The 24,940-nt window shown below is 68.7% G+C and carries 23 protein-coding genes and 1 pseudogene; 17 read left to right on the top strand and 7 right to left on the bottom strand.

Annotated elements, in window-relative coordinates:
* Window positions 1-179: 179 nt before the first annotated feature.
* Entirely contained in the window at window positions 180-1,409 is a 1,230-nt protein-coding gene (locus NRF20_RS04545) for a glycosyltransferase (RefSeq protein WP_398631651.1), read from the bottom strand.
* A gap of 885 nt (window positions 1,410-2,294) precedes the next feature.
* Here NRF20_RS04545 and NRF20_RS04540 point away from each other — a divergent pair.
* The 3 genes and pseudogenes from NRF20_RS04540 to NRF20_RS04530 form a co-directional block, all read left to right on the top strand.
* Window positions 2,295-3,203, top strand: a complete 909-nt coding sequence (locus NRF20_RS04540; protein WP_413752045.1) for a phosphatidylinositol-specific phospholipase C/glycerophosphodiester phosphodiesterase family protein — start codon at window positions 2,295-2,297, stop codon at window positions 3,201-3,203.
* Between the two features lie 139 nt (window positions 3,204-3,342).
* On the top strand, window positions 3,343-3,537 hold the full coding sequence (locus NRF20_RS04535; RefSeq protein WP_093897859.1) for a hypothetical protein: 195 nt from the start codon (window positions 3,343-3,345) through the stop codon (window positions 3,535-3,537).
* Window positions 3,538-3,547: 10 nt separating this feature from the next.
* Window positions 3,548-3,745 (top strand): annotated as a pseudogene (locus NRF20_RS04530) (hypothetical protein); the annotation flags it as partial.
* On the opposite strand, the gene NRF20_RS04525 reads toward NRF20_RS04530, so the two are convergent.
* From NRF20_RS04525 to NRF20_RS04510, 4 genes are all read right to left on the bottom strand, one after another.
* Window positions 3,702-4,712: an alpha/beta fold hydrolase gene (locus NRF20_RS04525; RefSeq protein ID WP_398631590.1), complete on the bottom strand. Its 1,011-nt coding sequence runs from the start codon at window positions 4,710-4,712 to the stop codon at window positions 3,702-3,704. The pseudogene NRF20_RS04530 and the gene NRF20_RS04525 sit on opposite strands and share 44 nt — an antisense overlap.
* Before the next feature lie 171 nt (window positions 4,713-4,883).
* Entirely contained in the window at window positions 4,884-5,246 is a 363-nt protein-coding gene (locus tag NRF20_RS04520) for a DUF779 domain-containing protein (protein ID WP_398631591.1), read from the bottom strand.
* A 131-nt stretch (window positions 5,247-5,377) separates the two neighbouring features.
* Window positions 5,378-6,094 carry a response regulator gene (locus tag NRF20_RS04515; protein WP_398631592.1) on the bottom strand — a complete coding sequence of 239 codons (717 nt, stop codon included), beginning with the start codon at window positions 6,092-6,094 and terminating at the stop codon, window positions 5,378-5,380.
* Entirely contained in the window at window positions 6,091-7,689 is a 1,599-nt protein-coding gene (locus NRF20_RS04510) for an ATP-binding protein (protein WP_413752044.1), read from the bottom strand. The genes NRF20_RS04515 and NRF20_RS04510 overlap by 4 nt, the downstream gene beginning before the upstream one ends.
* Window positions 7,690-7,907: 218 nt before the next feature.
* Here NRF20_RS04510 and NRF20_RS04505 point away from each other — a divergent pair, with 218 nt between their 5' ends.
* From NRF20_RS04505 to NRF20_RS04495, 3 genes are read left to right on the top strand one after another with little or no spacing between them, the layout of a single operon-like run.
* Window positions 7,908-8,723 carry an ABC transporter ATP-binding protein gene (locus tag NRF20_RS04505; RefSeq protein ID WP_266355177.1) on the top strand — a complete coding sequence of 272 codons (816 nt, stop codon included), beginning with the start codon at window positions 7,908-7,910 and terminating at the stop codon, window positions 8,721-8,723.
* Complete coding sequence (locus NRF20_RS04500; RefSeq protein WP_266355175.1) at window positions 8,713-9,576, top strand: ABC transporter permease; 864 nt, start codon at window positions 8,713-8,715, stop codon at window positions 9,574-9,576. The genes NRF20_RS04505 and NRF20_RS04500 overlap by 11 nt, the downstream gene beginning before the upstream one ends.
* A gap of 52 nt (window positions 9,577-9,628) precedes the next feature.
* The gene (locus NRF20_RS04495; protein ID WP_413752043.1) at window positions 9,629-10,657 is read left to right on the top strand and encodes an ABC transporter substrate-binding protein; all 1,029 of its coding nucleotides are present in this window, start codon (window positions 9,629-9,631) and stop codon (window positions 10,655-10,657) included.
* A gap of 111 nt (window positions 10,658-10,768) precedes the next feature.
* On the opposite strand, the gene NRF20_RS04490 is transcribed toward NRF20_RS04495, so the two are convergent.
* Together NRF20_RS04490 and NRF20_RS04485 are read right to left on the bottom strand one after the other, a co-directional pair.
* On the bottom strand, window positions 10,769-12,025 hold the full coding sequence (locus tag NRF20_RS04490) for a hypothetical protein (protein WP_398631595.1): 1,257 nt from the start codon (window positions 12,023-12,025) through the stop codon (window positions 10,769-10,771).
* A 44-nt stretch (window positions 12,026-12,069) separates the two neighbouring features.
* Entirely contained in the window at window positions 12,070-14,103 is a 2,034-nt protein-coding gene (locus NRF20_RS04485) for a transglycosylase domain-containing protein (protein WP_398631596.1), read from the bottom strand.
* 593 nt (window positions 14,104-14,696) lie between these two features.
* Here NRF20_RS04485 and NRF20_RS04480 point away from each other — a divergent pair.
* The 11 genes from NRF20_RS04480 to hypB all read left to right on the top strand — a co-directional run bounded on the left by NRF20_RS04480 (window position 14,697) and on the right by hypB (window position 24,918).
* Window positions 14,697-16,511 (top strand): hydrogenase maturation protein, encoded by a 1,815-nt coding sequence (locus tag NRF20_RS04480; RefSeq protein ID WP_413752042.1) that lies wholly within the window; start codon window positions 14,697-14,699, stop codon window positions 16,509-16,511.
* Between the two features lie 48 nt (window positions 16,512-16,559).
* Window positions 16,560-17,639: a hydrogenase expression protein HypE gene (locus NRF20_RS04475; protein ID WP_398631598.1), complete on the top strand. Its 1,080-nt coding sequence runs from the start codon at window positions 16,560-16,562 to the stop codon at window positions 17,637-17,639.
* Window positions 17,640-17,722: 83 nt separating this feature from the next.
* Window positions 17,723-19,507, top strand: a complete 1,785-nt coding sequence (locus tag NRF20_RS04470) for a nickel-dependent hydrogenase large subunit (protein WP_266355169.1) — start codon at window positions 17,723-17,725, stop codon at window positions 19,505-19,507.
* Window positions 19,504-20,094: a hypothetical protein gene (locus NRF20_RS04465; RefSeq protein ID WP_266355168.1), complete on the top strand. Its 591-nt coding sequence runs from the start codon at window positions 19,504-19,506 to the stop codon at window positions 20,092-20,094. The genes NRF20_RS04470 and NRF20_RS04465 overlap by 4 nt, the downstream gene beginning before the upstream one ends.
* Complete coding sequence (locus NRF20_RS04460) at window positions 20,091-20,759, top strand: DUF5947 family protein (protein WP_413752041.1); 669 nt, start codon at window positions 20,091-20,093, stop codon at window positions 20,757-20,759. The genes NRF20_RS04465 and NRF20_RS04460 overlap by 4 nt, the downstream gene beginning before the upstream one ends.
* Window positions 20,756-21,466, top strand: a complete 711-nt coding sequence (locus NRF20_RS04455; RefSeq protein WP_413752040.1) for a DUF6084 family protein — start codon at window positions 20,756-20,758, stop codon at window positions 21,464-21,466. The genes NRF20_RS04460 and NRF20_RS04455 overlap by 4 nt, the downstream gene beginning before the upstream one ends.
* Window positions 21,463-22,911, top strand: coding sequence for a hypothetical protein (locus NRF20_RS04450; RefSeq protein WP_398631601.1), 1,449 nt, complete (start codon window positions 21,463-21,465; stop codon window positions 22,909-22,911). Before NRF20_RS04455 ends, NRF20_RS04450 begins: the two co-directional genes overlap by 4 nt.
* Window positions 22,908-23,456, top strand: a complete 549-nt coding sequence (locus NRF20_RS04445; protein ID WP_398631602.1) for a hydrogenase maturation protease — start codon at window positions 22,908-22,910, stop codon at window positions 23,454-23,456. Before NRF20_RS04450 ends, NRF20_RS04445 begins: the two co-directional genes overlap by 4 nt.
* A 16-nt stretch (window positions 23,457-23,472) precedes the next feature.
* Window positions 23,473-23,577: a DUF6893 family small protein gene (locus tag NRF20_RS04440; protein ID WP_382942810.1), complete on the top strand. Its 105-nt coding sequence runs from the start codon at window positions 23,473-23,475 to the stop codon at window positions 23,575-23,577.
* A 123-nt stretch (window positions 23,578-23,700) separates the two neighbouring features.
* A complete protein-coding gene (gene hypA / locus NRF20_RS04435; RefSeq protein WP_398631603.1) occupies window positions 23,701-24,093 on the top strand; it encodes a hydrogenase maturation nickel metallochaperone HypA in 393 nt (130 codons plus the stop codon).
* Between the two features lie 3 nt (window positions 24,094-24,096).
* Window positions 24,097-24,918 (top strand): hydrogenase nickel incorporation protein HypB, encoded by an 822-nt coding sequence (hypB, locus tag NRF20_RS04430; RefSeq protein ID WP_398631604.1) that lies wholly within the window; start codon window positions 24,097-24,099, stop codon window positions 24,916-24,918.
* Window positions 24,919-24,940 lie beyond the last annotated feature (22 nt).

The following is a 24,940-nucleotide window of genomic DNA, read 5'->3' as shown; positions in this document are numbered from 1 at the left end:
TCTGAGGTCGCTTGCAACCATGGGGCGCGCAAGCAAGGCGCCCAAACCGGCGTGACGAACCTGGTGGCCATGACGAGCAACGCTCCGCCTGACGTGGACCCCATGGCCGTTGTCGGTTCAGGTCGCCAGGGTTTGTGGGAACTCGTGTTCTGGGTCCTGGCTCGATGACTCCGTGTGTTTCACACGGACATGGGCGACTCTTCTCGGCTGGTCGCGTCGAGCAGCAGCTTCGCGGCCACCGTTGCTCCGTCGGTGCGGATCGTGCCGGCCACGGCGGTCGCTCGTGCGCGGGTCTCGGGGGTCAGGGCCGTCCTGAGCGCGGCCGACAGGGACTCGGTGGTCGGAGTCGGGCCGTCGTGTGCCGCGCCGATGCCCAGGTCGGCCACCCGGCCGGCCCAGTACGGCTGGTCTGCCGCCTGGGGTACCACCACCTGAGGCGTGCCGGCCCGGGTGGCCGTCGTCGTGGTGCCCGCGCCGCCGTGGTGCACGACGGCGGCCACCCGGCCGAACAGGGCCTGCTGGTTGACCTCGCCGACGACGAAGCAGTCGTCCCGGTCGTCGACCAGGGCCAGGTCGGCCCAGCCGCGGGAGACGACCGCGCGGCGGCCCTGCGCTCGGATCGCCTCGATGGCAACCCGGGCGACGTCCGTCGATGTGCGCATGGGCATGCTGCCGAAGCCCACGTACACCGGTGGTGTGCCGGCATCCAGGAACGCCACCAACTCGGCCGGGAGTGGGTGAACATCGGGCAGGATCCAGGCGCCGGTCTGGACGACGTCGAGGTCAGGCGTCTCCTGCCACGGGTCCAGGATCGGGTCCGTCGCCAGCCACGGCTGGTCGCCGATGACGTAGTCGCGGACGTTGTCCACCGGTGGCAGGCCGATCGACGCCCGGTTCGTGTTGAGCGCCGCACCGAACAGCGCGTTGATGCTCTGGGCGTCCAGGTCCCACAGCACCCGGTTGTCGGTCACCTCCGGCGGGAACGGCCGGCCCGGATACGCCAGCGGCGGGCGGTGCGGCGACGGCAGGGTGAGCTGCTGGAAGGTCAAGGACACGCAGCGGATGCCCAGTTTCTCGGCCACCGACCGCGCGCCGGCTGCGGCCGGCATCATGCCGGTCGCCACCAACGCATCGCATCCCTCGGCCGCCGCGGTGACCGCGTCGAACTGGCTGGCGATCAACTCGGCCGCGCGCCGGGGCAGGGATGACGGCCGTGACGCCCCGGTCGTCAACGCGCGCGCCGACTGGCCGACCGGAACCAGCTCCACGCCGACACCGGCCAACCGCTGCGCGAAGTCCTCGTCGGGCGGCGCGCACACCCGCACCTCCGCGCCGAGTGCTCGCAACTGCACCGCGAGTCCCACCAGCGGTTCGACGTCCCCGCGCGACCCATACGTAGACAACAACACACGCACTTCGTGACTCTCCTATTTCCGCAGGTTCTTGGCCTCGGCCGACGATTCTGCGGCATGAACCGGGCCTTGCCGCAAGGCCCCCCATGCGCTATATGTTGAGAGTGGAAAGGAGTGGGTACTCCCCTTTCCCCTTTGTCGTCCGCTCTGGACGGACGAGGCTTCGGGACCCGGCCGGGGCCGGGTCGGCTCTGCCTTCAGGGCATCCTGTACGTTCCGCACAGCGACATCGCCCGACAACTGCTGGCCCCCGAGCTGGGGTTCGGCTCCGGACAGACCTGCCGCGGCGCCGCCTGGGGCGGTGGCAGCGGGCGGGGGTCTTCGACCGGCTGCACTGCATCCTGCTCGCCGAAACGAACGCCGCCGGCGCGATTGACTGGCCCCGCGCGTGCGTGGACGGGGCTCACGTCCGCGCGAAGGATGGGGTGCCGACACCGGCCCGCCGCGGGTCGACCGCCGGAAGACAGGCAGCAAGCACCACCTGATCCGCGACGGACGCGGCACACCGCTCGAGGTCATCACCACTGCGGCCGACGTCAACGACGTCTCCCCGACTCTCGCCCTGGTCGACAGCATCCCGCCGATCGGCGATCGCCGATCGCCGCGGCCGTCCGCGCAGGCGCCCCGACACCCTGCTCGGCGACAAGGGCTGCCCGTACCACCTGCGCCCCGTTGCGCCGACGAAGCCCGCTCGGCACCAACGCCGGCAGCGGCGGCTTTCACCGCCGCTGGACGATGCAGGCCCGGCAAGGGGGAACGGCAGTCGACGAGCGGACGACGACCCGATCAACTCTTGTGAACTGCCTGCCCGTTGCAGCAATCGGGGTCGCATACTCGGTCGCGTCCGACCGTCCGATCCGCCCCTCGCTCCCGGGAGAATCCATGGCGTTCCCGACCCGCCGAAGCGTCGTCACCACCACGCTCGCCACCGTCGCCGCAGGCGCAGTGCTGTCCCTGCAGACGGCCGTCGCGTCCGCCGCGCCCGCGGCCGCAGGCAGCCACCGTCCGCGCCCGCTGCGCCGGGCCCACGCGCACAACGACTACCTGCACACGCACCCCCTCCACGACGCGCTCGCTCACGGCTTCACCAGCGTCGAGGCGGACGTATTCCTTGTGGACGGGGAGCTGCTGGTCGCACACGAGGCCACCGACCTCGACCCCACCCGAACCCTTGCTTCGCTCTACCTCGACCCACTGCTGGCCAGGGTCCGGGCCAACCACGGCACGGTCCACCCGGGCTACCGCGAACCCGTCCAGCTACTGATCGACATCAAGACCGACGGGGCCGCCGCCTACCTCGAACTCGACCGGCAGCTCGGGCGATACCGGCAGATGCTGACGGCGTACCACCACGGCCGGGTGCGGTCCGGCGCGATCACACCCGTCATCTCCGGCGACCGCGCCGCTCGCGTCCCGATGGAGGCGCAGCGCACGCGGTACGCGTTTTACGACGGTCGGCCGGAGGACCTCGGGACCGCGGCCACCGCCTCGTTCATCCCGCTCATCAGCAGCAGCTGGAGCGACAACTTCAGCTGGCTGGGCGCGGGCCCCTTCCCCGTGGCCGAACGGGACAAACTGCGCTCGCTCGTCGCCACGGCCCACCGAAGCGGCCAACGCGTCCGTTTCTGGGCCACGCCCGACGTCGCGGGACCGGAGCGGGACGCCGTATGGACCGAACTGCTGGCCGCCGGGGTCGACCACCTCAACACCGACGACCTGGCAGGGCTCGAACACTTCCTGCGCACACATGACAGGGACGCCAGGACCGAGGCCGCGCGTCTCGACGGCTGACCGGACGCGGGCGCACCTTCCGGACCGTGACAGCCAGTCAACACCCGTATGGCGGACATGCCAGTCCGCCGGATGGCCTCTGCGCTACGCCACACTGGCGGCCGAATGCCGCAATCCGGCGCGGCGGAGGAGGTTGGCCATGGCCATTTCGATCTCACTGGTGCTGCTTCTGCTGATCCTTGCGGTGATCTACCTCCGCAACGGGGGGCTGAAGATCTCGCATGCGCTGGTCTGCGCCATGCTCGGATTCTTCCTCGCGGGTACGAGCATGGCGCCGACCATTCAGAACGGTCTGACGGCCACGGCCGACGTCGTCAGCAGCCTCAAGCCCTGACCTCCGCGGCCGCACCGGCGAACGCCGTTGGAAGAAGCTCACCGGTACCGACCCCTCGTACGACAACAGCTGGGCGCCGATCACGATCGGCCCCGACGGGACGGCGTACGTGGGTGTGTTCAACGGCATCGTGGCGGTCCGGAGTGACCGCGGCCGGATGCGGCTCACCGGGTGGCGCGCACCTTCGGGGAGCGCAGCCATTCAGTGAGCAGGCGATTGACGTCGGCGGCGCGCTCCTGCTGGATCCAGTGCCCGCACCCCGGCAGGACGTGGGAGGAGACCAGACCGGGAAGGTTCTGGGGGAAGCTCTCGATGGCGTCGGCCATCCACGTGGTCGACGCGTCGAGCTCTCCGCCGATGAACAGCGAGGGCTGGGTGATCGGCGCACCGTCCCAGGCGGCGAGGTCTTCCCAGTCCCGGTCGACATTGCGGTACCTGTTGAGCGCCCCCGTCAGGCCGGTCCGCTCGAACTCCGCCGCGTAGAAATCGAGATCGGCCTCGCTCAGCCAGGAAGGGAGGGCGCCGGCGGCGAACCGGTCGCGGAGCCGTGCCCCCGGCGGGACGAAGAAGAGACTGCCCTCACCGTCCGAAGGCATCGTGTCGGCGGAGAGCCCGGCGTAGAACCCGGCAAGCCAGCCGCGCACATCGGGCTCGATCTCCGCCTCGGCCCGTCCCGGGGACTGGAAGTAACTGACGTAGAACTCCTCGGCACCTCCGATACGGCTGAAGACGTCGGTCGGCCGGTGACTGTTCCGCGGCGTGTACGGGACGCTGAGCAGTGCCACGGAGGTGAAGACATCGGGCATGAGCAGCGCGCTGCCCGCGGCGATGGTCGAACCCCAGTCGTGGCCCACGATCGTCGCAGTCCGTTCACCGAGCGCTTGCACGACACCGACGTTGTCCGCGACATGGGCCGGCATCCGGTACGCCTCCACATCGCCGGGCTTCGACGAGCGCCCGTAGCCGCGTACATCGATGGCGACCGCACGAAACCCTGCTGCGGCAAGGGCCGGAAGCTGGTGGCGCCACGAGTACCACGACTCGGGGAAGCCGTGGACCAGCAGGACCAGTGGGCCGGTGCCCTGTTCCACCAGGTGGATACGGCCTTCGGGTACCTCGACCAGACGGTGGACGGCGTCCGGCAGTGGAGCGGCGGAGTGGTCGGTGGGCGGCATGCGTCTCTCCTTGCGGACGTGACCGGCTGCGGCACGGTGGCCGTCGACGCGGTCACCCCGTCGGGAGCGCCCCGCCCGTCGGCACCACCTGTGCCACGATCATTCGGCCATGGCCACCCCGCCCACAAGAATTCTTGCCGTTACGGCAAACCAGCGGTGCGGGGCACCGTCTCAGGGGCCGACGAGCCGGGAGCGGATCAGGAACCGCACGCCCTCCGGGGCCTCCAGCGAGAATCCACTGCCCCGCCCCTCCACCACATCGACGATCAGCCGGGTGTGCGCCCACAGTTCGAACTGACTCCTCGACATCCAGAACGGGACACTCTCCGCGACCCCGTCGACGTCGAGCGAGGCCAGCAGCACGTCGGAGCCGCCGGTGCGGAATTCTCCGTCCCTGTAACACATGGGCGCACTGCCGTCGCAGCAGCCGCCCGACTGGTGGAACATCAACGGCCCATGGGCCTCACGCAGTCGGCGCACCAGATCGGCGGCTGCGGGAGTGAGCGATACAGCCGCCGCTTCGGAGGGGCTCATCGCAGCGGCCCGCAGTCGCGGTTCTTCGTCGCGCGGCGGATCGGCGGCGGGGCCTTCGTACCGAGTCGCTTCATGGAGCCGTCCCTTCGACCTCGTGCAGGGGATGGTGCGCCGTCGGTGCAACCGGACGTCTAGGCACCGTACGCTTCTGAGCCCGCCCTCGCCCATGCGTATCGGTGCTCGGGCCGGCCGGTGTCGCCGTACTTGAGGCTGAGGCTGATGCGGCCCGCGCCCTCCAGATATTTGAGGTATCGCTGGGCGGTGGAGCGGCTCAGGCCGGCCCGGGCGGCGACCTCATGGGCGGACAGTGGCTCGTCGGCGGCCGACAGGACATGGCGGATGGCGTCGGCCGTGGGTGCCGAGTGGCCCTTGGGCAGGGCCGCCGCGGGACCGGAATCCGCGGTGCGAAGGGCGCCGAAGATCTGGTCGACCTGCTCCTGTCCCGCCTCGCCGCGGCCGTTTCCCACGCCTTCGAGGGTGCGGCGCAGGGCCGCGTAACTCTCCAGTTTGGACCGCAGACCGGCGAAGCTGAACGGCTTGACCAGGTACTGCAGGGCGCCGTACCGCATGGCGGTCTGGACGGTCGACACATCACGGGCCGCGGTCACCATGATCACATCGGCAGGGTGGCCCAGCTGGCGCAGCCGCCGTACAAGTGCCAGCCCCGTCTCGTCCGGAAGATAGTGATCGAGAAGCACGAGGTCGACATGGTCACGCTCCAGGAAGGCGAGCGCCTGCGCGGCGGTGTGTGCGCGTGAGATGACACGGAAGCCGGGGACCTTGGCGACATATGCGGCATTGATCTCGGCAACACGGAAGTCGTCGTCGACCACCAGGACATTGATCATCGCAACTCTCCCACTTCGGACAGCGGCCGGACGCCGAGTGCCTCTGGCAGGACGACGGTGAAGACCGCGCCACCGCCGGCCCGGGCCGTGACACGAGCCGCGCCACCGTAGCGCTCGGCCAGCCGGCGCACCAGCGCCAGGCCCAGGCCGCGTCCGCGATGCCTGGGTGACTCCTTGGTGGACCAGCCCTCGGTGAAGATCTGCTCGCGCATGCCGGGCGGTACCCCGGGACCGTTGTCGCTGACCCGCAGGACCGCGGTGGTGCCCTCGGCGAGAAGCTCGACCTCGATGAGCGAGGCGACGTCCAGCGCGTTGTCGATGAGATTGCCGAGGACGGTCACCAGATCGCGCGGGTCCACCACCACGTCCGGGAGCCGGGTGGCCGGTGAGATGCGCAAGGAGGCGCCCCGCTCCGCCGCGATGGCCGACTTGCCCACCAACAGCGCCGACAGCAGAGGATCGTTGACGCGTTCCGCGACTTGTTCCGCCGAGGCCCGGTGACCACGGGCCACCTCCGCGACGAACTCCACCGCGGCATCGTGCCTCCCGAGTTCCAACAGCCCGAGCAGGGTGTGCAGCCGGTTGGCGTGCTCGTGGTCCTGGGCGCGCATCGCATCCAGCAGGCCGTGAGTGGAGTCCAGTTCACGGCCGAGCAGCTCCAGCTCGGTACGGTCGCGCAGGGTGACGACGGCTCCGCCGTCACCGGTGGGCATACGGTTGGCGATCAGCACGCGTCCATTGCAGACGGTGAGCAGGTTGTCGCCGTCGACCCGTCCCACCAGCACCTCTGTCGTACGGCCCGGCGGCAGCACCTCGCCCAGCGCCCGTCCGACGGCGTCCTGGTCCAGCTCCAGCAGACGCTGCGCCTCGTCGTTGAGCAACCGGATCCGGCCCTGGGCGTCGAGGGCGAGAACGGCCTCGCGAATGCTGTGCAGCATGGCCTCGCGCTCGTCCAGCAGCGCGGAGATGTCGGCGAAGGCGAGTCCATGGGTGCTGCGCTGCAGCCGCCGCGAGATGGCCAAGGCGGCCAGCACGCCCGCGGCGAGCGCCGCTCCGGAGTAGAGCAGCAGACCGGGAATGGCGCCGAGCAGTCGCTCATGGACGCTGTCGTAGGCGATACCCACCGAGACGGCACCCACGATGGCACCGTCCCTGTCGCGCAGAGGAACCTTCGCGCGTGCCGAGCGGCCCAGGGTGCCGTTGTCGATCTGCATGATCTCGCGGCCGCCCAGAGCCGTGCTGGGATCGGTCGAGACGTGTCTGCTGATCTGCGCGGTGTCGGTGTGCGACCAGCGCACCCCGCGAGTGTCCATGACCACGATGTAGAGCGCTCCGGTGGCCCGCCGGATCCGTTCCGCCTCGGCCTGCACCGGTCCGGTGGGGCTGGGGTCGGTACTGGTCAGGTTGTGCACCAGACCGGGTTCGGCGGCGGCGGTCTGGGCGATGGACAGCGCCTGGTGCATCGCCTGGTCGTCGAGCTGGTGGCTGAGGGGGGCGAGGAACAGACCTGTCACGAGCATGATCACTCCGGTGGTGATGGCCACCTGGGTGAGGAGCACCTGGGCGAAGACACGACGGGGCCAGTGAATCCGCATGTGCTCGCTCTCTGCCTTCCGCCGGCCAGGAACCTGATGCTCCGTTTCGTCCTTGTGTGAACGCAACGTAAACGTCGCCGTCGCCGATGACCAGTCCTCGTGGCGCATTCGTTGCCGCAGCGCGAGCAGAACGAGCAGAACCGCGGGTTATGGGCAGAAGCAGAAGTTGTGGGCGCAAGGGTGCCCACGTCCCCGGGGCGCACTTAGCGTCCCGCTCCATGAACAGCGAAACGAGCCCCGCCATCGAGCTGCGGGGGGCGAGCAAAGCGTTCCGGACTCCGTCGGGGGCGCTCCACACCGCCGTACGGGATCTGGACCTCACGATCGGGCGCGGTGAGTTCGTCGCCGTGGTGGGCCCCACCGGATGCGGCAAGTCGACCACTCTGACTCTGGTCAGCGGTCTGGAGGAGCCCACCGAGGGGGAGGTGCTGGTGGGCGGCGAGCCGGTGCGCGGCATCGGCGACAAGGTCGGCTTTGTCTTCCAGCAGGACGCGGTCTTCCCCTGGCGGACCGTGCTGTCCAATGTGATGGCAGGTCCCCGCTTCCGCGGTGTGCCGAAGCCGGAGGCGAAGGAGCGGGCCAGGGAGTGGCTCGCCCGGGTCGGGCTGTCCTCCTTCGAGGACCGCTATCCCCACCAGTTGTCCGGCGGTCAGCGCAAGCGCGTCGCCCTCGCGGCCACCTTCGTCAACGACCCCGAGATCCTGCTCATGGACGAACCCTTCTCCGCACTCGATGTGCAGACAAGGGCCCTGATGTCGGACGAACTGCTGGAGCTGTGGGCCGGCACCGGAGCCTCCGTCGTCTTCGTCACCCATGACCTGGAGGAGTCCATCGCGCTGGCCGACAAGGTCGTGGTCATGACCGCGGGACCGGCCACGGTCAAGGAGGTCTTCGAGATCGATCTGCCCCGCCCCCGCAAGGTGGAACAGGTGCGCCTGGAGCCCCGGTTCATCGAGATCTACCGGGAGATCTGGTCCTCGCTCGGCGAAGAGGTCCGCATCACCCGCGAGAGGGGTGCCCTCGATGTCGCCTGAAACCATCACCGCGAACGCCGCCGTCACCAAGACCGAGCGGACCCGGGCCAGGGCGCGCGCCGCCCGCAACCGCAAGTACCTGGTGCTCGGGAGCCGGGTCGCGGTTCTCTTCGCGGTCATCGGGCTGTGGGAGTGGCTGGCCCGAACGTCGGTCATCGACCCGTTCAACTTCTCCATGCCGTCGAAGATCTGGGACCAGATCCGTACCTGGGTCGTCGACGGCACTGCCCAGGGCTCCCTGTGGGAGCAGATCTGGTACACGCTCTACGAAGCGCTGCTCGGCTGGGTCATCGGTGTGATCGCCGGTGTGCTGCTCGGAATCGCGCTGGGCCGCGTCCGCTTCGCCGCCGATGTCCTCGGCCCGTACATCAAGGTGCTCAACGCCCTGCCGCGCATCGTGCTCGCCCCGATCTTCCTCATCTGGTTCGGCCTCGGCCCGGCTTCGAAGGTCGCCTCCGCGGTCGTCCTCGTGTTCTTCCCCGTCTTCTTCAACGCCTTCCAGGGGGCAAGGGAGGTCGACCGCAATCTCGTGGCCAACTCCCGCATCCTGGGCGCCGGCAACCGCCAGGTCACGCTTCAGGTGGTCATCCCCTCGGCCACGTCCTGGATCTTCACCAGCCTGCATGTGAGCTTCGGCTTTGCCCTCATCGGCGCCATCGTCGGTGAGTACATCGGGGCCACCAAGGGACTCGGGCTGCTGGTCGCCGCCTCTCAGGGCACGTTCAACGCCGCCGGTGTCTACGCCGCGATGGTCATCCTCGCGATCGTCGCGCTGCTGGCCGAAGGCCTGCTGACCTTCCTCGAAAAGCGGCTCTTCCGCTGGAAGCCGGCCGAGGCCGGCACCGCCCGCTGACACCGACCGTCATCCGCACACCCGACTGTTTCTTCACAAGGACGTGAATCAGATGCGTACATCCACCCGGATCTCGGCCGTCGCCGTCGCCGGTGCACTCGCCCTGACCGCCTGTGGCGGCGGCTCCACCTCGGCCTCCGGCGGCAAGAACGACAAGGTCAAGATCATGGTCGGGGGCCTGGACAAGGTCATCTACCTGCCCGCGATGCTGACCGAGCGGCTCGGCTACTTCAAGGAGGAGGGAGTGTCGGTCCAGCTCCTGACCGAGCCCGCGGGCGTCCAGGCCGAGACGGCACTGGTCTCCGGCGATGTCCAGGGCACGGTGGGCTTCTACGACCACACCCTCGACCTTCAGGTGAAGGGCAAGCAGGTCGAGTCGGTCGTCCAGTTCTCCCAGGCTCCCGGCGAGGTCGAGATCGTCTCCAACAAGGCGGCGGGGGACGTCAGGTCGGCGAAGGACTTCAAGGGCAAGAAGCTCGGTGTGACGGGCATCGGCTCCTCGACGGACTTCCTCACGAAGTACCTCGCCGTGAGCAACGATGTGAAGACCAGCGAATTCACGCCCGTGGCGGTCGGAGCGGGGCAGACGTTCATCTCCGCCCTTCAGCAGGGTTCCATCCAGGGCGGTATGACCACCGATCCGACGGTCGCCACCATCCTGGAAAAGAAGCTCGGCAAGATCCTCATCGACATGCGGACCCCCGAGGGCTCCAAGCAGGCACTCGGCGGGCTCTACCCGTCCTCCAGCCTCTACATGCAGACCGAGTGGGTCAACAGCCACAAGGACACCGTCCAGAAGCTGGCCAACGCCTTCGTCAAGACCCTGAAGTGGATGTCCACGCACAGCGCCGACGAGATCGCAGCGAAGATGCCCGCCGACTACGCCCAGGGCGGCGGCAAGGCGCTGTACGCACAGGCGATCAAGAGCACGCTGCCCATGTTCACCACGGACGGCGTCATGCCCGCGGACGGCCCCGCCACCGTCGAGCGGGTCCTGAAGGCCTTCAACCCGAACCTGAAGAACGCGAAGGTGGACCTCGCCAAGACATACACCACGGAGTTCGTCAAGAAGGCAGGCTGACCGAGGGCGTCGACGACGCCTGCGCACACCGGACCGCGGAGCCCCGGCCTGAACGATTCGTCACATCACGCGAGTTGTTCAGCCGGAGCTCCGCTTTCCGCGTACGTACGCCTACTGCTTCCAGTTCGGCGGCTGGGCGGGATCGAGTGTCCGCCAATGGGCGAGGACCTTGGGGTCCTGCGCATCGAGCCAGTCGGTCAGTTCGCGGAAGGACACACAGCGCACCTCCTTGCGCGGGCAGACCTCTCGCATCGTTTCCTCGACGGCATCCATATAGATCCCGCCGTTCCAGTCCTCGAAGTGATTTCCGATGAACAGCGGTGCGCGGCTGCCATTGAAAACCCGATCGAATCCGGCGACGTAGGAGTCCCGCGCCTCCTTGCGCCACGTCTGGTACTTCCCGGGGTCGCCCTCGGTGCTGCCTTCCGACTGGTTGTAGAGGAAGTTGAAGTCCATGGACAGCACTTGGAAGTCCTTGCCGGGGAACGGCAGCATCTGCAGCGGGAGGTCCCAGACGCCGTTCTTCTTGGACGGCCAGATCTGGAAGTCCCCCGGGGAGCTCGCGTCGTACCGCCAGCCGAAGGGCTTGGTCGCCGGCAGTAGGGTCTTCTGGCCTTCGAGGCAGGGGGCCCGTCCGCCGACGACCTCGCGGGTGGGGTCGAAGGGCAGCGGATCGAGGTCCTTGAAGCCTGTGTTCGTCTTCCAGTTCTGTACGAAGGAGTAGAACTGGTTGATCTCGCTGATCCACTCGTCCGTACTCCAGTCCCCACCGCCCTTCTTTTCGCAGAAGTGGCCGTTGAAGTGGGACCCGATCTCGTTGCCCTCCCGCCAGGCGCCGCCGAGCTGTTCCAGCGTCATGCGGATGTGCTCGCGCGTCGGGTACGAGATCGCGGCCGTCCCGGGCTTGTGCTGGGGCGGCTCGTAGAGGTTCCTCTTCTCCTTCGGGAGCAGGTAGATACCGGTGAGGAAGAACGTCATGTGCGCATTGCTCTCCTTCGCCGCACGGCGGAAGCGCGAAAACATGCGATCGTCGCCCTCCAGTGCACCGTCCCACGAGAACACCACGAACTGGGGAGGCTTCTCACCCGGCTTGAGTCTCCGGGCCTTCAACTGGCCCGGCTGCGGCCCGGTGTAGGACGTGGAACCGTCTCCCAGAATCTTGACCTTCCCGTCCCACTTCTCCTCTTCCGTCTTCTTTCCGTCACCCCCGCGATGCTCCCGGGCGGTGGGCGTCGGCGCCGCGACGGTGCGCGTGCCCTGCTGAGGGGTCCGGTTGTCGGAGGATTCGTCGGACGCCAGCGGGATGAGCGCCGCGGAACCCGACGCGACTATGCATGCCGTGAGTCCCAGGATGATACGGGGCGTCAAGCGGGCCCGTATTCGGCGAACGGCAGATTTTTCTCGGGTATCTGTCACTTCGTCATGGCTTCCGTGTATGTGTTCCAGATCTGGGACGAGAGCTTCTTGCCGGCCGCCGATTCGCCGCCGAGCCCCTTCAGTGGCAGTGGCGCCAGACTCTTCGTCAGGTCCATGCGGTACACGACGACGGCCGTGGACGCGGTCTGGTTGTAACCGACGTACCAGCGCGCGGTGTCGTCCTCGGTGGTTCCGGCCTTGGCGGCGACCGGTGAGGCGTAGGCGGTGCTGCTCTCCCCGCCGGGCCGTGCGAGCGATGCGGTGACCTCGTCGGCGACGTCGGACCGCACGGCGCGCTTCGCCTGCGGCAGATCCAGCCGGATCGGCCCCCCGTTGCGCGTGACCTTTCGTACCGAGTACGGATCGGTGTGCACGCCGTGGGCCGCGAACATGCCGTACGCGTCGGCCATGCGGATGGCGCTCGGTGTGGAGTTGCCCATCGAGAACGCGGGAACGGGTGGACCGAAGCTGGACGGGAGCAGCCCGGATGCCTCGGCCGTACTGCGGACCTGCTTCAGTCCCGCATCCATACCGAGTTGGAGGAACGGGGAGTTCACGGCCTTCGCCATGGCGTCGTGCAGACTGATGCGGCCGTAGGAGCGGTCGCCGTCGTTCTGGCCCTTGACCATCTTGCCGCTGCGGTCCCAGTAGGGACCTTCGGACGTCATGACCGGAATGTCGTCGTCACCGTCGTACACGGTCGAGGGCGTCACGCTGGTACGGGGGCCATTGCGCTTGCGTGAGATGCCGTGCTCCAGGCCGGCGGCGTAGACGAACGGGGTGAACGCCGAACCGGCGGGGACGGTGCTCGCGTTGGATTCGTTGAAGGCCTGCCGCTCGAAGTCCGGTCCGCCGTACACGGCGAGGATCCGGCCGTCCGGGGCGACGGACGAGGCCCCGAACCGGACATGGCGGTCCGCCTTGCGCTGCTCGGGATCGAGCGTGTCGCGCGCTTCCTTCACGGCCCGGGTGAGGGCAGTCATCCGCGGCTTCTCGAACGTCGTGTAGATCTGATAGCCGCCGAGGTCGAAGAGTGCGTCGGAGATGTGTCCGGCACGCTTGGCGTACGACTCGGCGAGCTGAACGAGGTAACCGTCCTGCCCGGAAGTGCTGTTCGGCCTGTGAGGGGGCTTGGGCTCGGGAAAGGTGGTGTACCGGGCACGCTCGGCCGGGCTCAGCTTGCCGATCTCCACCATGCGGTCCAGCGTCCACTTCCACCGTTTGACGGCCCGGTCGTGGTTGCGGGGGTTGATGGCGGGATCGTAGAGCGAGGCCCCCTTGAGCAGGGACGCGAGGAACGCGCCCTCGCTGGCGTTGAGTTGGGTGACCTCCTTGCCGTAGTAGGCCTGGGCCGCGCGCTGGAGGCCGTAGGTGCCACGGCCGAACCAGCTGGTGTTCAGATACTCCTCGAGGATCTCGTCCTTGCTCACATGACGGTCGAGTTTGACCGCGAGCAGCATCTCGGTGAACTTGCGGGAGAAGGACTGGTCCTGCGAGAGGTAGACGTTCTTGACGTACTGCTGGGTGATGGTCGATCCACCTTGGGTGTCTCCCTCGCCGACCGTGCGCCACAGCGCGCGGGTGATTCCCTGCGCCGATATGCCGTGGTCCGAGTAGAAGTCGGCGTTCTCGGCCGCCAGTACGGCCCACCGGACATCGTCGGGAATCTTCGACAGAGGCATCTCCTGGCGGCTCACCCAGCCCGTGCGGGCCATGGGGGTCCCGTCGGCCCAGTAGTAGACGGTGTCCTGCTGGGTGGCGAACGCGTTGAGGTCCTTGGGGATGTCCGTGCGCGCGTAGGCGATGCCCACCACGGTCGTGAGCGTTGCGATGAACATCAGGAACGAACCCACGACCAGCCGCCACGAGGGCACCCATCTTCGCCAGCCGCGGCGGCCCGTGCGCGGATAGTCCGGTTTGCGCGGCAGGCACAGGCGCGGTCGCTTCGCCTGTTTCCGGCGTCCCGTCCCGGGGCGCAGCGCAGACCGGGCGGCGTGCGCCGTTCTGCTGAGTAAGTTGTGCTGTGTCATTCCGTCCAGCCATGACAGGCCGGGCCGGCCGCAGACTACGACCGTGCCCGTACACGTGTAGTGGTCATTGCTCGTCCGCCGCCACACTCCATTTCGGCCGGCCCTCCAGGGGCCCTGCGGACGTCTGCCCGCGTCAGGCGGGCGGCGGAGTCATTCGTCTCGGCCGGTGTATGGCATGTCCATCCCCAGGTTCAGTTCAGGCCGTGCGGCTGCTGATCGGACCGAAACGCCCAGACGGCGGCCACACGCTTTCCCCCTCGCCGACTCCACCACAGCAAAGGCCAAAGCGTGACCGAGAGTTGCGGCGCGAAGTCACGTAAAGATAACAGGCCGCCGGAGCGGATCACGCCGACCGGCCCCGACCGCCCTCAGTGGGGTGCGTAGGCGGGCTCGTATCGAACGCCCGGCTCTGCGTCATGTCGCTGCTCGGTTCATTCCGATCCCCTGGGCGCGGGGCTTGCTGTACGGGTTCCACTGAGTGGTCGCCGATGTGTTCGCTTTCGGGTGACTTCGCGGCCGGTTGCCGCTGGAGCTCCGCCCGCAGCGCCCCACCATCGCAATCAGCCGGATCTGGCCGGCGTTGGGAGATCGTTGTGCACATCCTGCTCGTGGCGAGCGCGTTCAACAGCCTTACTCAGCGTGTTCATGCCGAACTGAGGGACCGGGGCCACACCGTGGCGGTGGAACTCGCAGCTCAGGAGCCGTCCGTGCGCGACGAGTCGCTGCGGCGCGCTGTGCGCGAGTTCGCGCCCGACCTCATTCTGGCCCCGTTGCTGAAGACCGCCATCCCCCGGGATGTCTGGGCGGCGCACACCTGCCTCGTCGTCCACCCCGGCCCCCCGGGCGACCGCGGGCCCTCCTCCCTCGACTGGGCCATCCACGAGGGTGCGGACACATGGGGCGTGACGGTTCTGCAGGCCGACGAGGAGATGGATGCCGGGCACATCTGGGCATCGGCCACCTTCCCGGTGCCCCAGGTGGGCAAGAGCGACCTGTACCGCAACGAAGTCTCCGACGCCGCGTTGCAGACCGTGCACCTCGCCGTCGAGCGCTTCTCGTCCGGTACGTACGTTCCTCGACCGCAGACCGGCGGGGATGAGGAGTCGCGCATCCGTACGCGGCCGTACCTGCGCCAGGAGCACCGTCGCATCGACTGGGAGTCGGACTCCACGGAAGCGGTCCTGCGCAAGCTGCGGGCCGCCGACTCGTACCCCGGCGTGCGCGACGAACTGCTAGGGGGCGAATGGTTTCTGCACGGGGGGCACCCGGAGCACGAACTGCGCGGCGGACCGGGCGAGCTGGTGGCCGTACGGGCAGGGGCGGTCTGCCGGGCGACGACCGACGGCGCGGTGTGGATCCCCGAGCTTCGGCCCCGCCGCAGGCCGGGAGGGCCCGCCACGTTCAAACTGCCCGCTGTGACGGCGCTCGCCGGGCGTCTGTCCGCACTGCCGGAGCACCCTGTGCCGCTGCACGAGGAAGGGCGGCGGCATGGCTGGAGCGACATCGGCTACCGGGAGGTGGGACAGGCCGGTTTCCTCTCGTTCTCCTTCCCCGGCGGTGCGATGAGCACGGCGCAGTGCCGACGCCTGCACGACGCCTACCGGCTGGCCTGCCGACGGCCCACCTCGGTGCTGGTACTGGGAGGCGGCCGTGACTTCTTCTCCAACGGCATCCACCTCAATGTCATCGAGGCCGCCGCCGACCCCGGCGAGGAGTCCTGGGCCAATATCAACGCCATGGACGACCTCGTGGAGGCCGTGCTGACCACCACCGACCGGCTGGTGGTCTCCGCCGTGGGCGGCAACGCGGCCGCGGGCGGGGTGATGCTCGCCCTGGCTGCGGACGAGGTCTGGTGCAGGACGGGGGCGGTGCTGAACCCGCACTACCGCCTGATGGGGCTGTACGGCTCCGAGTACTGGACGTACACGCTGCCGCGCAGGGTGGGCGCCGCCGCTGCGGAGCGCCTCACCGGCAAGGCGCTGCCGGTGAGTGCGGAGGCCGCTGTGCGGCTCGGCCTGGCCGATCGGACGGTCGACTGCGACGCGCAGTCGTTCGCGAGCGAGGTCGTCCGGCTGGCGGCCCGCCTCGCCGCGTCGCCCGCGGCACCGTCGCGGATCGCGGCGAAGAAGGCCGAACGGGACCGGGACGAGGCCGACAGGCCTCTGGCCGACTACCGGGACGAGGAGTTGACCGTGATGCGGCGGACCTTCTTCGACCCTCGGTCGTCCTATCACGCACAGCGGCGTGCGTTCGTGCTCAAGGATCCTCCGTCGGGCCGGCCGTCGCACCTCGTCCCGGCCTCGACCGGCAGATCTGCGGAGGACCGGCCCGCCCGGGAGCCCGATGTCACCGGACTGGCGGCACACCATGGCGTACTCGCACCGAGCGCTTGGTACCAAGAACAGTGAAGGTCGATATGTCGGCCTTCGTATGTCTCTTTCCAGGGAGGCATCCTCATGGATGCAGCAACGTCGAACACCGTGGACGCACCTGCTGCGGCCACCGGAGAAGAGTCCCCGATCCATATCCTCTGGATCAACGCGGGGCTGAGCTGTGACGGCGACTCGGTGGCCCTGACTGCCGCGATGCAGCCGAGCATCGAAGAGATCGTCGTCGGTGCGCTGCCCGGTCTGCCCAAGATCGAGGTCCACTGGCCGCTGATCGACTTCGAATGCGGCCCCGTGGGCGGTGCGGACACGTTCATCGAATGGTTCTTCAAGGGCGAGCGCGGCGAGATCGATCCCTTCGTCCTGGTCGTCGAGGGTTCCATCCCGAACGAGACGATCAAGCCCGAGGGGTACTGGTGCGGTTTCGGTGACAACCCGGAGACCGGCCAGCCGATGACCACCAGCGAATGGATCGACCGGCTGGCGCCCAAAGCCCTTGCGGTCGTCGCCATCGGCACCTGCGCCACGTACGGCGGCATTCACGCGATGGCCGGCAACCCGACCGGGGCCATGGGCCTGCCCGACTATCTCGGCTGGGACTGGAAGTCGAAGGCCGGTATCCCGATCGTGTGCGTGCCGGGGTGCCCGATCCAGCCGGACAACTTCTCGGAGACCCTGACGTACCTGCTGTACCAGGCGGCGGGATCCGCTCCGATGATCCCGCTGGACGACAAGCTCCGTCCGACCTGGCTGTTCGGCGCCACCGTGCACGAGGGATGCGACCGGGCCGGCTACTACGAGCAGGGCGAGTTCGCCCAGACCTACGACTCGCCCAAGTGCCTGGTCAAGCTCGGCTGCTGGGGCCCGGTCGTCAAGTGCAACGTACCCAAACGCGGCTGGATGAACGGCATCGGAGGCTGCCCGAACGTCGGCGGCATCTGTATCGCCTGCACCATGCCGGGCTTTCCCGACAAGTTCATGCCGTTCATGGACGAACCGCCGGGCGCCAAGGTCTCCGCCACCGCCAGCGGCGCGTACGGGGCGGTCGTCCGCAGGCTCCGGGCGATCACGGCGAAGACCCTGGACACGGAGCCGAAGTGGCGGCACAAGAGGGGTCGGCTGACCACCGGCTACCGGCCCCCGTGGTGAACACGCCGAGGACTCCGACCGCACTCCACACCTTCCGGTGACGACCCCACCTCACGCTTCTCAGAAGGGCTACGGCACACACGATGGCACCGAAAACGAAGGCGGCCGGCGACGGCAGCGGCCTGGTGGAGATGGCCTGGGATCCGATTACCCGGATCGTGGGCAGTCTCGGTATCCACACGAAGATCGACTTCAAGCAGAAGCGGGTCGCGGAGTGCTACAGCACCTCGTCGGTCTTCCGCGGCTACAGCGTCTTCATGCGGGGCAAGGACCCCCGGGACGCGCACTTCATCACCAGCCGCATCTGCGGGATCTGTGGCGACAACCACGCCACGTGTTCCGTGTACACGCAGAACATGGCGTACGGAGTGAAGCCGCCGCACCTCGGTGAGTGGATCATCAACCTCGGCGAGTCCGCGGAGTACATGTTCGACCACAACATCTTCCAGGAGAACCTGGTCGGGGTCGACTACTGCGAAAAGATGGTCCGCGAGACCAATCCCGGCGTCCTGGAACTGGCCGAGCGCACCGAAGCGCCGCACGCCGGGGAGCACGGCTACCGCACGATCGCCGACATCATGCGGTCGCTCAACCCCATCGAGGGCGAGTTCTACCGCGAGGCCCTCCAGGTGAGCCGCTACACCCGGGAGATGTTCTGCCTGATGGAGGGGCGTCATGTGCACCCGTCCACGCTCTACCCCGGGGGCGTGGGCACCATCGCCTCCGTCCAGCTCTTCACGGACTACCTCAGCCGCCTCATGCGCTATGTGGAGTTCATGAAGCGGGTCGTGCCCCTGCACGACGACCTGTTCGACTTCTTCTACGAGGCCCTGCCCGGGTACGAAGAGGTCGGTCGCCGACGGGTGCTGCTCGGCTGCTGGGGAGCGCTCAACGACCCTGAGCACTGCGACTTCACCTACGCCAACATGAGTGACTGGGGACGGAGGATGTTCGTCACCCCCGGTGTGATCGTGGACGGCAAGCTGGTCACCAATGACCTGACCGAGATCAACCTCGGCATCCGGATCCTGCTGGGCAGTTCGTACTACGACGACTGGGAGGGCAAGGAGCAGTTCGTCACCCATGACCCTCTCGGCAACCCGGTCGACCCCCGCCACCCGTGGAACCAGCACACGATCCCGGCGCCGCAGAAGCGGAACTTCGAGGACAAGTACAGCTGGGTGATGTCGCCGCGCTGGTTCGACGGCAAGGACCACCTGGCCCTCGACACCGGCGGCGGCCCCATCGCCCGGCTGTGGTCCACCGCGCTCTCCGGGCTCGTCGACGTCGGCTACGTCAAGGCCACCGGTCACAGTGTCGTCATCAACCTGCCGCGCACGATGACCAAGCCCGAGACCACCTTCGAGTGGAAGATCCCGAAGTGGAGCAACGCGCTGGAGCGCAACCGTGCCCGCACCTACTTCCAGGCGTACGCGGCCGCGATCGCGCTGCACTGTGCCGAGAAGGGGCTTGAGGAGGTGCGCGCCGGACGTACGCAGACCTGGGAGAAGTTCGACGTCCCGGACGAGAGCATCGGCGTCGGATTCACCGAGGCCGTACGCGGCGTGCTGTCGCACCACATGGTGATCAGGGACGGCAAGATCGCCAACTATCACCCCTACCCTCCGACGCCGTGGAACGCCAGCACCAGGGACACCTACGGAACTCCCGGTCCCTACGAGGACGCCGTGCAGAACACGCCGATCTTCGAAGAGAACCCACCGGAGAACTTCAAGGGCATCGACATCATGCGCACCGTGCGCAGCTTCGACCCCTGCCTCCCGTGCGGCGTCCACATGTACGTCGGTGGGGGCAAGACGGTGCAGAAGATGCACGTGCCCACCGGGCTGAGCGGACTGGGCGGATGAGCGCGACAACACATACCGCGGCAGCGAAGTCGCTCGACGCGGAGCAGGCCGGGCGTCGCATCGAAGAGGTGCTCGAGCAACTGACGGCGGCCGGTGACCGGAAGGCATCCGCGGCGGCCGAGGAACTGGTGCGGGTCCTGATGGACTTCTACGGCGCCGGGCTGGCCCGGATCCTCGACGGGCTCCGGGCCGCACCGGGCCGCGAAACCGGCGCCACGCTGGACGAACTCCTGGACGACGACCTCGTGTCGAGCCTGCTGGTCCTGCACGACCTGCACCCCGAGGACATGGACACGCGCATCGGGCGGGCCCTCGCGGCCGTCCGCGATCCCGTCGAGGTGGTGACCTTCGACGAGAGCACAGGCACTCTGCGCCTGCGGAGCGCCGGCACGGGCGGATGCGGCTGCACCGGCGCGTCGTCGGCGCAGCAGTCCGTCGAGAACGCCCTGGCCTGCTTCGCACCGGAGGTGACCACGGTCGAGATGGAGCCCGCCTCTGCCACTCGGGAGCCGGCACTCCTTCAGATCGGAACCCGCCCGCCGCAGGGCGTGGCAACCGCCCGGCCGGCCCCGGCCGGAACGCCATGAGCGCGCCCATGACATGGGCCGGGCGGCCCGCGTCCGCCTCGGGCGTGCACACGCTGCGGCGGTTCGCGGCACCGCCTGAACCCCGGCAGGAGCGTTGCGAACTGTGCGGAGTGCCGGTGGCCGAGGGAAACCACCGGCATCTGGTGGACACCGAGGAGCGTTCCCTGGCGTGCGCCTGCACCCCGTGCGCCCTGCTCTTCGAGCGGCCCGGCGCCGCCCACGGCCGGTTCCTGAGTGTCCCGGACCGCTATCTGGCCGACCACGACCACCGTCTCGACGACAACGCGTGGGAACTCCTGCAGATCCCGGTCAGCGTCGCCTTCTTCTTCCGCAACTCCGCACTGGGCCGACTGGTGGCGCTCTACCCGAGCCCCGCCGGAGCCACCGAGAGCGAACTCGATCCGTCGACCTGGCAGTCGGTCCTCGGCGGCAGCCGTCTCTCCCAGCTGCTCGAACCCGACGTGGAAGCACTGCTGTTGCGCCGCACCGAGGGCCGGGCCAAGTGCTATCTGGTACCGATCGACATCTGCTATGAGCTGGTGGGACGCATGCGCCTGCTGTGGCAGGGATTCGACGGCGGAGCCGAGGCTCGTGCCGATCTGCAGGCCTTCTTCGAACACGTCGAACGCCGGGCCGAGGCAACGGTGGGGGAGCGACGACCATGACGGACTTCACCTTCGCCTGCACCGGCGTACGCGCCGACCCGTACGCTGCCGGCCCCACCCTCGTCTTCCGGCTGCGCATCACCGCATCCGAAGAGGCGCGGGTGCACGCACTCGCGCTGCGCTGCCAGATCCGCATCGAGCCGGCCCGGCGCGGCTACGAAACGACTGAGGCCGAGGGCCTGACGGACCTGTTCGGAGAGCGCTCACGCTGGGGCAGCACACTCCAGCCCGTGCAGTTCGCCCAGGTCCCGGTCATGGTTCCCGCGTTCACCGGGGCGACCGAGACGGACGTCGTCGTGCCCTGCACTTATGACCTGGAGATCGCCGCAACACGGTACTTGAACGCGCTGACGGATGGTGAGGTACCGCTCCTCATGCTCTTCTCCGGCACCGCTTTCACCGGTTCGGGAGGATTCCGGGTCGAGCCGGTGCCCTGGGATCTGGAGGCGCCCTTCCGGATGCCGGTGGCGGTGTGGCAGGAGATGGTCGACCAGCACTTCCCCGGGTGCGGCTGGATCCGGCTTCCCCGCGACACCATGAGTGACCTGATCGCATTCCGCTCCCGGCACGCACTGCCCTCCTGGGAGGCGACCGTCCGGGCGCTTCTCGACGCGGCCGGGACCACGGCCCTCCCGCCTGCGGACCGGGCATTCGCCGACGCCGGGCTCGCCGGGCTCGCCGGGCTCGCCGAGAGGACGGCGCAATGACCTCATCCGCGCTCACTCCCGCGCTGGAATCCCGTTTCGCCGCCGCCCGTGGCGTGGCCGACGCCGTCCTCTTCGAGGGCTACGTCCTGTACCCGTACCGAGCGTCGGCGGCCAAGAACCGGCTCCGCTGGCAGTTCGGGGTGCTCGTACCACCGGCCTGGACGGCAGCCGCCGAAGAGCACGACTTCCAGCACACCGAGTGCCTGATGGAACCGAAGACCGACGCGACTCTGGCAGCCGAGGCGCGGTTCCTGCACGCCCAACGGCGCACCGTGCAGCGGCTCCGCGACGACGGCACCTTCGAGACCGTCCCCGAACTCCACCTCACCGACCGGGTCCTGGTTCCGTGGGACGAGGGTGCGGAGGAACGGGTCGAAGTGCTCGCCACCGTGGCCGAGCTCACCGGCGACGGAGTCGTCGTCCCCTTCACACGCCCGGCACGCGAGGAGCACGAAACCGTCCGTGACGAGGACGGCCGGATCGTGGGCCGCCTGGTGCGCCGTTGCGAGGAGATCAGCGGCGCGGTGCGGCTGTCCGCTGCCGAACTCGACGGCCCGTACCGGGCGATGCGGCTCACCGCCGTCGTGGAGAACACCAGCACGTGGACGCCAGGCGCCGGTGACGCCGACCGCGAGGCCGCTCTGCCCAGGTCACTGGTGGCCGCCCATCTTCTCCTGGGCCTGAGCGCAGGCTCGTTCCTGTCGATGACGGACCCTCCCGAGTGGGCCAGGGGAGCAGTCACGGGCTGCCGGAATCTGCACACCTGGCCCGTACTGGCCGGGGAGCCCAGCCGCGCAGACCTGGTGCTCTCGTCCCCGATCATCCTTGACGACCACCCGGCCATCGCCCCGGAGAGCCCCGGAGCGCTGTACGACTCCACGGAGATCGACGAGATCCTCGCGCTGCGCACGGCCGCCCTGACGGACCAGGAGAAGCGCGAGGCCCGGGGGACGGACGACCGGGCGGCCGCCGTGATCGACCTGGCCGACTCGATGCCCCCCGAGGTCCTGGAGCGGCTGCACGGCGCGGTGCGGGCCCTGCGGGAGGTCACCGAGCCGGGTGCGCCCGCGGCCGTTCCGTCCGACGGATTTCCGCAAATGCAGGAAGGTTCCGACGAGTACGACCTGATCCGGCCGGACCAGCCGTGGTGGGACCCGGCCGCCGACGCCGGCGCCGACCCGGCCCGCGACCGGATCCTGGTGGACGGCCGGTCGGTGGGCGCGGGCAGCCGCGTACTCCTGCGGCCGGGCCTGCGCCGCACCGACGCCCAGGACCTCTTTCTGCGAGGTCGCAGCGCACTGGTCGAAGCAGTACTCCACGACGTGGACGGCGGAGTGCACCTCGCGGTCACCGTGGAGGGCGATCCGGGTGCGGACATCCGGCGCGAGCAGGGCCGGTTCCTGTACTTCCAGCCCGACGAGGTCGCACCACTGGAGGACGCATGACAGCGCCCTCGGAGCAGAGAACGACGACTCTGGTGGCGGGCGTCGGCAACATCTTCCTCGGCGACGACGGCTTCGGTGTCGAGACCGTACGACGACTGGCGTCAGGACCACTGCCCGGCCACGTCGAAGCGGTGGACATCGGGGTGCGCGGAGTCCACCTCGCGTACCAGCTCCTCGACGGATACGACACGCTGGTCCTGATCGATGCCACCGAACGCGGCGGCGATCCCGGAACGCTGTATCTGATCGAGGCCGACCGGCCCGGCCGTATCGCGCCGCAGGAAGCTCTGCTCGACGGCCACCGCATGTCCCCCGACGCGGTCCTGGCCCTGCTGGAGACCCTGTGTGCAGGGACGGGCTGCATCCCCCCGCGACGCACGTTGGTCGTCGGATGCGAACCCGCCTGCGTCGAAGAGGGCATCGGCCTCAGTGGTCCCGTGGCCGCTGCCGTACCGGAGGCCGTGAACATGGTCCTGCGCCTTGTGCGGGACGACGAATGGACCGCGCCCACCGCACAGTCGGCGGTCGGCCAGGCCAACAACTGAGGAGACGAACACCGTCATGAAGAAGATCATCATCGGCGGCGCGGTCGCCGTCGCCGTTGCCGCACTCGTGGCCCAGGTACTGCCCGACCTCAAGCGCTACGTGCGCATGCGGTGCATGTGACGGCACCCCGATCCGTCAGGTTCCGGGCTGCACCGAATGACGGACGTAGCGTCCGGCGTCGGCGAGCCAGCCCGGCTGCGGCCGCAATCCCCCGGTGTAATGACGTGGGCAGGACGGAGACCCATGCACGAGATGTCCATCGCCATGGCCGTCGTCGGCCAGGTGGAAGAAGCAGCCCGAGCCGGCGGCGCCGTCGCCGTCACATCCGTCCGGCTCCAGGTCGGCGAGCTGGCCGGAGTGGTCCCCGACGCGCTGTCCTTCTGTTTCGAACTGGCCTGCGCCGGGACCGTTCTGGAAGGCGCGGAGCTGGTGGTCGACTCCGTACGGGCGAGAGCACGCTGCGCGCCCTGTGCGGACGAATGGGCGGTCGGAATGCCTCCGCAGCTGTGCTGCCCCTTGTGCGGCGAGGCAACCGCGGAGCTGCTCTCGGGCCGCGAACTGCAGATCGCCGACGTCCACTGGGACGAAGGACCTGCGCAGAGACGTACCCGTGAACCGATTTCCGAGGAGCGCTGAACCATGTGCCGTGTGGTCGATCTGCAGCAGGCGGTACTCGCGAAGAACGACACGACAGCGTACCGGCTGCGCACCGAACTGGCCGCCCGCGGCACCGCGGTCGTCAATCTGCTCTCCAGCCCGGGCAGCGGGAAGACGGCACTGCTCGAACGCGAACTGGTCCTGGCCCGTGAGACGGGCGTCCCCGTCGCGGCGCTGACCGCCGACCTGGCCACCGAGAACGACGCCATGCGCCTGGCCCGCTCCGGAGCCCCGGTCAAGCAGGTGCTCACCGACGGCCTCTGTCACCTGGAGGCCCGGATGCTGGGCGGACACCTCGACGGGTGGCTGCCCGAGGACACCCGGCTCCTCTTCGTGGAGAACGTCGGCAACCTGGTCTGCCCGGCCTCGTACGATCTCGGCGAAACCCTGAGGGTCGTCCTCGCCTCGGTCACCGAAGGCGAGGACAAGCCGCTGAAATACCCCACCGCCTTCGGGCTGGCGCACCTGGTGCTCGTCACCAAGACGGACATCGCCGAGGCTGTGGCCTTCGACGAGGACGCGTTCCGCGCCCACGTCGAGCAGGTCAATCCCGGTGTGGAGGTGCTCCTCACCTCTGCCCGGCGCGGTGACGGCGTCGGGGCGCTCCTCGAACGGGCGCTGGACGCCGCGAACGGAGCCCCGGTCCACCGGCCTGTCATGGCCCAGCAGCACCACTCCACGCACACCCATACACACGAGGAGCCCGGCGAGACTTCTCACGGCCGCCCCCACACGCATGCCGGTCGGGGCGAGCCCGGCGCTGCGACGGATGCGTCCGGCGCCATGGCGCAGACCCGCGCGTGACGACCCAACGGTCCGGCCCGGC

Source organism: Streptomyces sp. R-74717 (assembly GCF_047305335.1).
GTDB classification, from domain to species: Bacteria; Actinomycetota; Actinomycetes; order Streptomycetales; family Streptomycetaceae; genus Streptomyces; species Streptomyces atratus.
The sequence above is the reverse complement of the archived record's forward strand: the minus strand, read 5'-3'. Positions and strand labels throughout refer to the sequence as shown.

Coding starts and splice junctions, on each gene's coding strand:
- NRF20_RS04540 (WP_413752045.1), top strand. CDS start 2,295: ATGGCGTTCCCGACCCGCCGAAGCGTCGTCACCACCACGCTCGCCACC.
- NRF20_RS04535 (WP_093897859.1), top strand. CDS start 3,343: ATGGCCATTTCGATCTCACTGGTGCTGCTTCTGCTGATCCTTGCGGTG.
- NRF20_RS04525 (WP_398631590.1), bottom strand. CDS start 4,712: ATGCCGCCCACCGACCACTCCGCCGCTCCACTGCCGGACGCCGTCCAC.
- NRF20_RS04520 (WP_398631591.1), bottom strand. CDS start 5,246: ATGAGCCCCTCCGAAGCGGCGGCTGTATCGCTCACTCCCGCAGCCGCC.
- NRF20_RS04515 (WP_398631592.1), bottom strand. CDS start 6,094: ATGATCAATGTCCTGGTGGTCGACGACGACTTCCGTGTTGCCGAGATC.
- NRF20_RS04510 (WP_413752044.1), bottom strand. CDS start 7,689: ATGCGGATTCACTGGCCCCGTCGTGTCTTCGCCCAGGTGCTCCTCACC.
- NRF20_RS04505 (WP_266355177.1), top strand. CDS start 7,908: ATGAACAGCGAAACGAGCCCCGCCATCGAGCTGCGGGGGGCGAGCAAA.
- NRF20_RS04500 (WP_266355175.1), top strand. CDS start 8,713: ATGTCGCCTGAAACCATCACCGCGAACGCCGCCGTCACCAAGACCGAG.
- NRF20_RS04495 (WP_413752043.1), top strand. CDS start 9,629: ATGCGTACATCCACCCGGATCTCGGCCGTCGCCGTCGCCGGTGCACTC.
- NRF20_RS04485 (WP_398631596.1), bottom strand. CDS start 14,103: ATGACACAGCACAACTTACTCAGCAGAACGGCGCACGCCGCCCGGTCT.
- NRF20_RS04475 (WP_398631598.1), top strand. CDS start 16,560: ATGGATGCAGCAACGTCGAACACCGTGGACGCACCTGCTGCGGCCACC.
- NRF20_RS04470 (WP_266355169.1), top strand. CDS start 17,723: ATGGCACCGAAAACGAAGGCGGCCGGCGACGGCAGCGGCCTGGTGGAG.
- NRF20_RS04465 (WP_266355168.1), top strand. CDS start 19,504: ATGAGCGCGACAACACATACCGCGGCAGCGAAGTCGCTCGACGCGGAG.
- NRF20_RS04460 (WP_413752041.1), top strand. CDS start 20,091: ATGAGCGCGCCCATGACATGGGCCGGGCGGCCCGCGTCCGCCTCGGGC.
- NRF20_RS04455 (WP_413752040.1), top strand. CDS start 20,756: ATGACGGACTTCACCTTCGCCTGCACCGGCGTACGCGCCGACCCGTAC.
- NRF20_RS04450 (WP_398631601.1), top strand. CDS start 21,463: ATGACCTCATCCGCGCTCACTCCCGCGCTGGAATCCCGTTTCGCCGCC.
- NRF20_RS04445 (WP_398631602.1), top strand. CDS start 22,908: ATGACAGCGCCCTCGGAGCAGAGAACGACGACTCTGGTGGCGGGCGTC.
- NRF20_RS04440 (WP_382942810.1), top strand. CDS start 23,473: ATGAAGAAGATCATCATCGGCGGCGCGGTCGCCGTCGCCGTTGCCGCA.
- hypA (WP_398631603.1), top strand. CDS start 23,701: ATGCACGAGATGTCCATCGCCATGGCCGTCGTCGGCCAGGTGGAAGAA.
- hypB (WP_398631604.1), top strand. CDS start 24,097: ATGTGCCGTGTGGTCGATCTGCAGCAGGCGGTACTCGCGAAGAACGAC.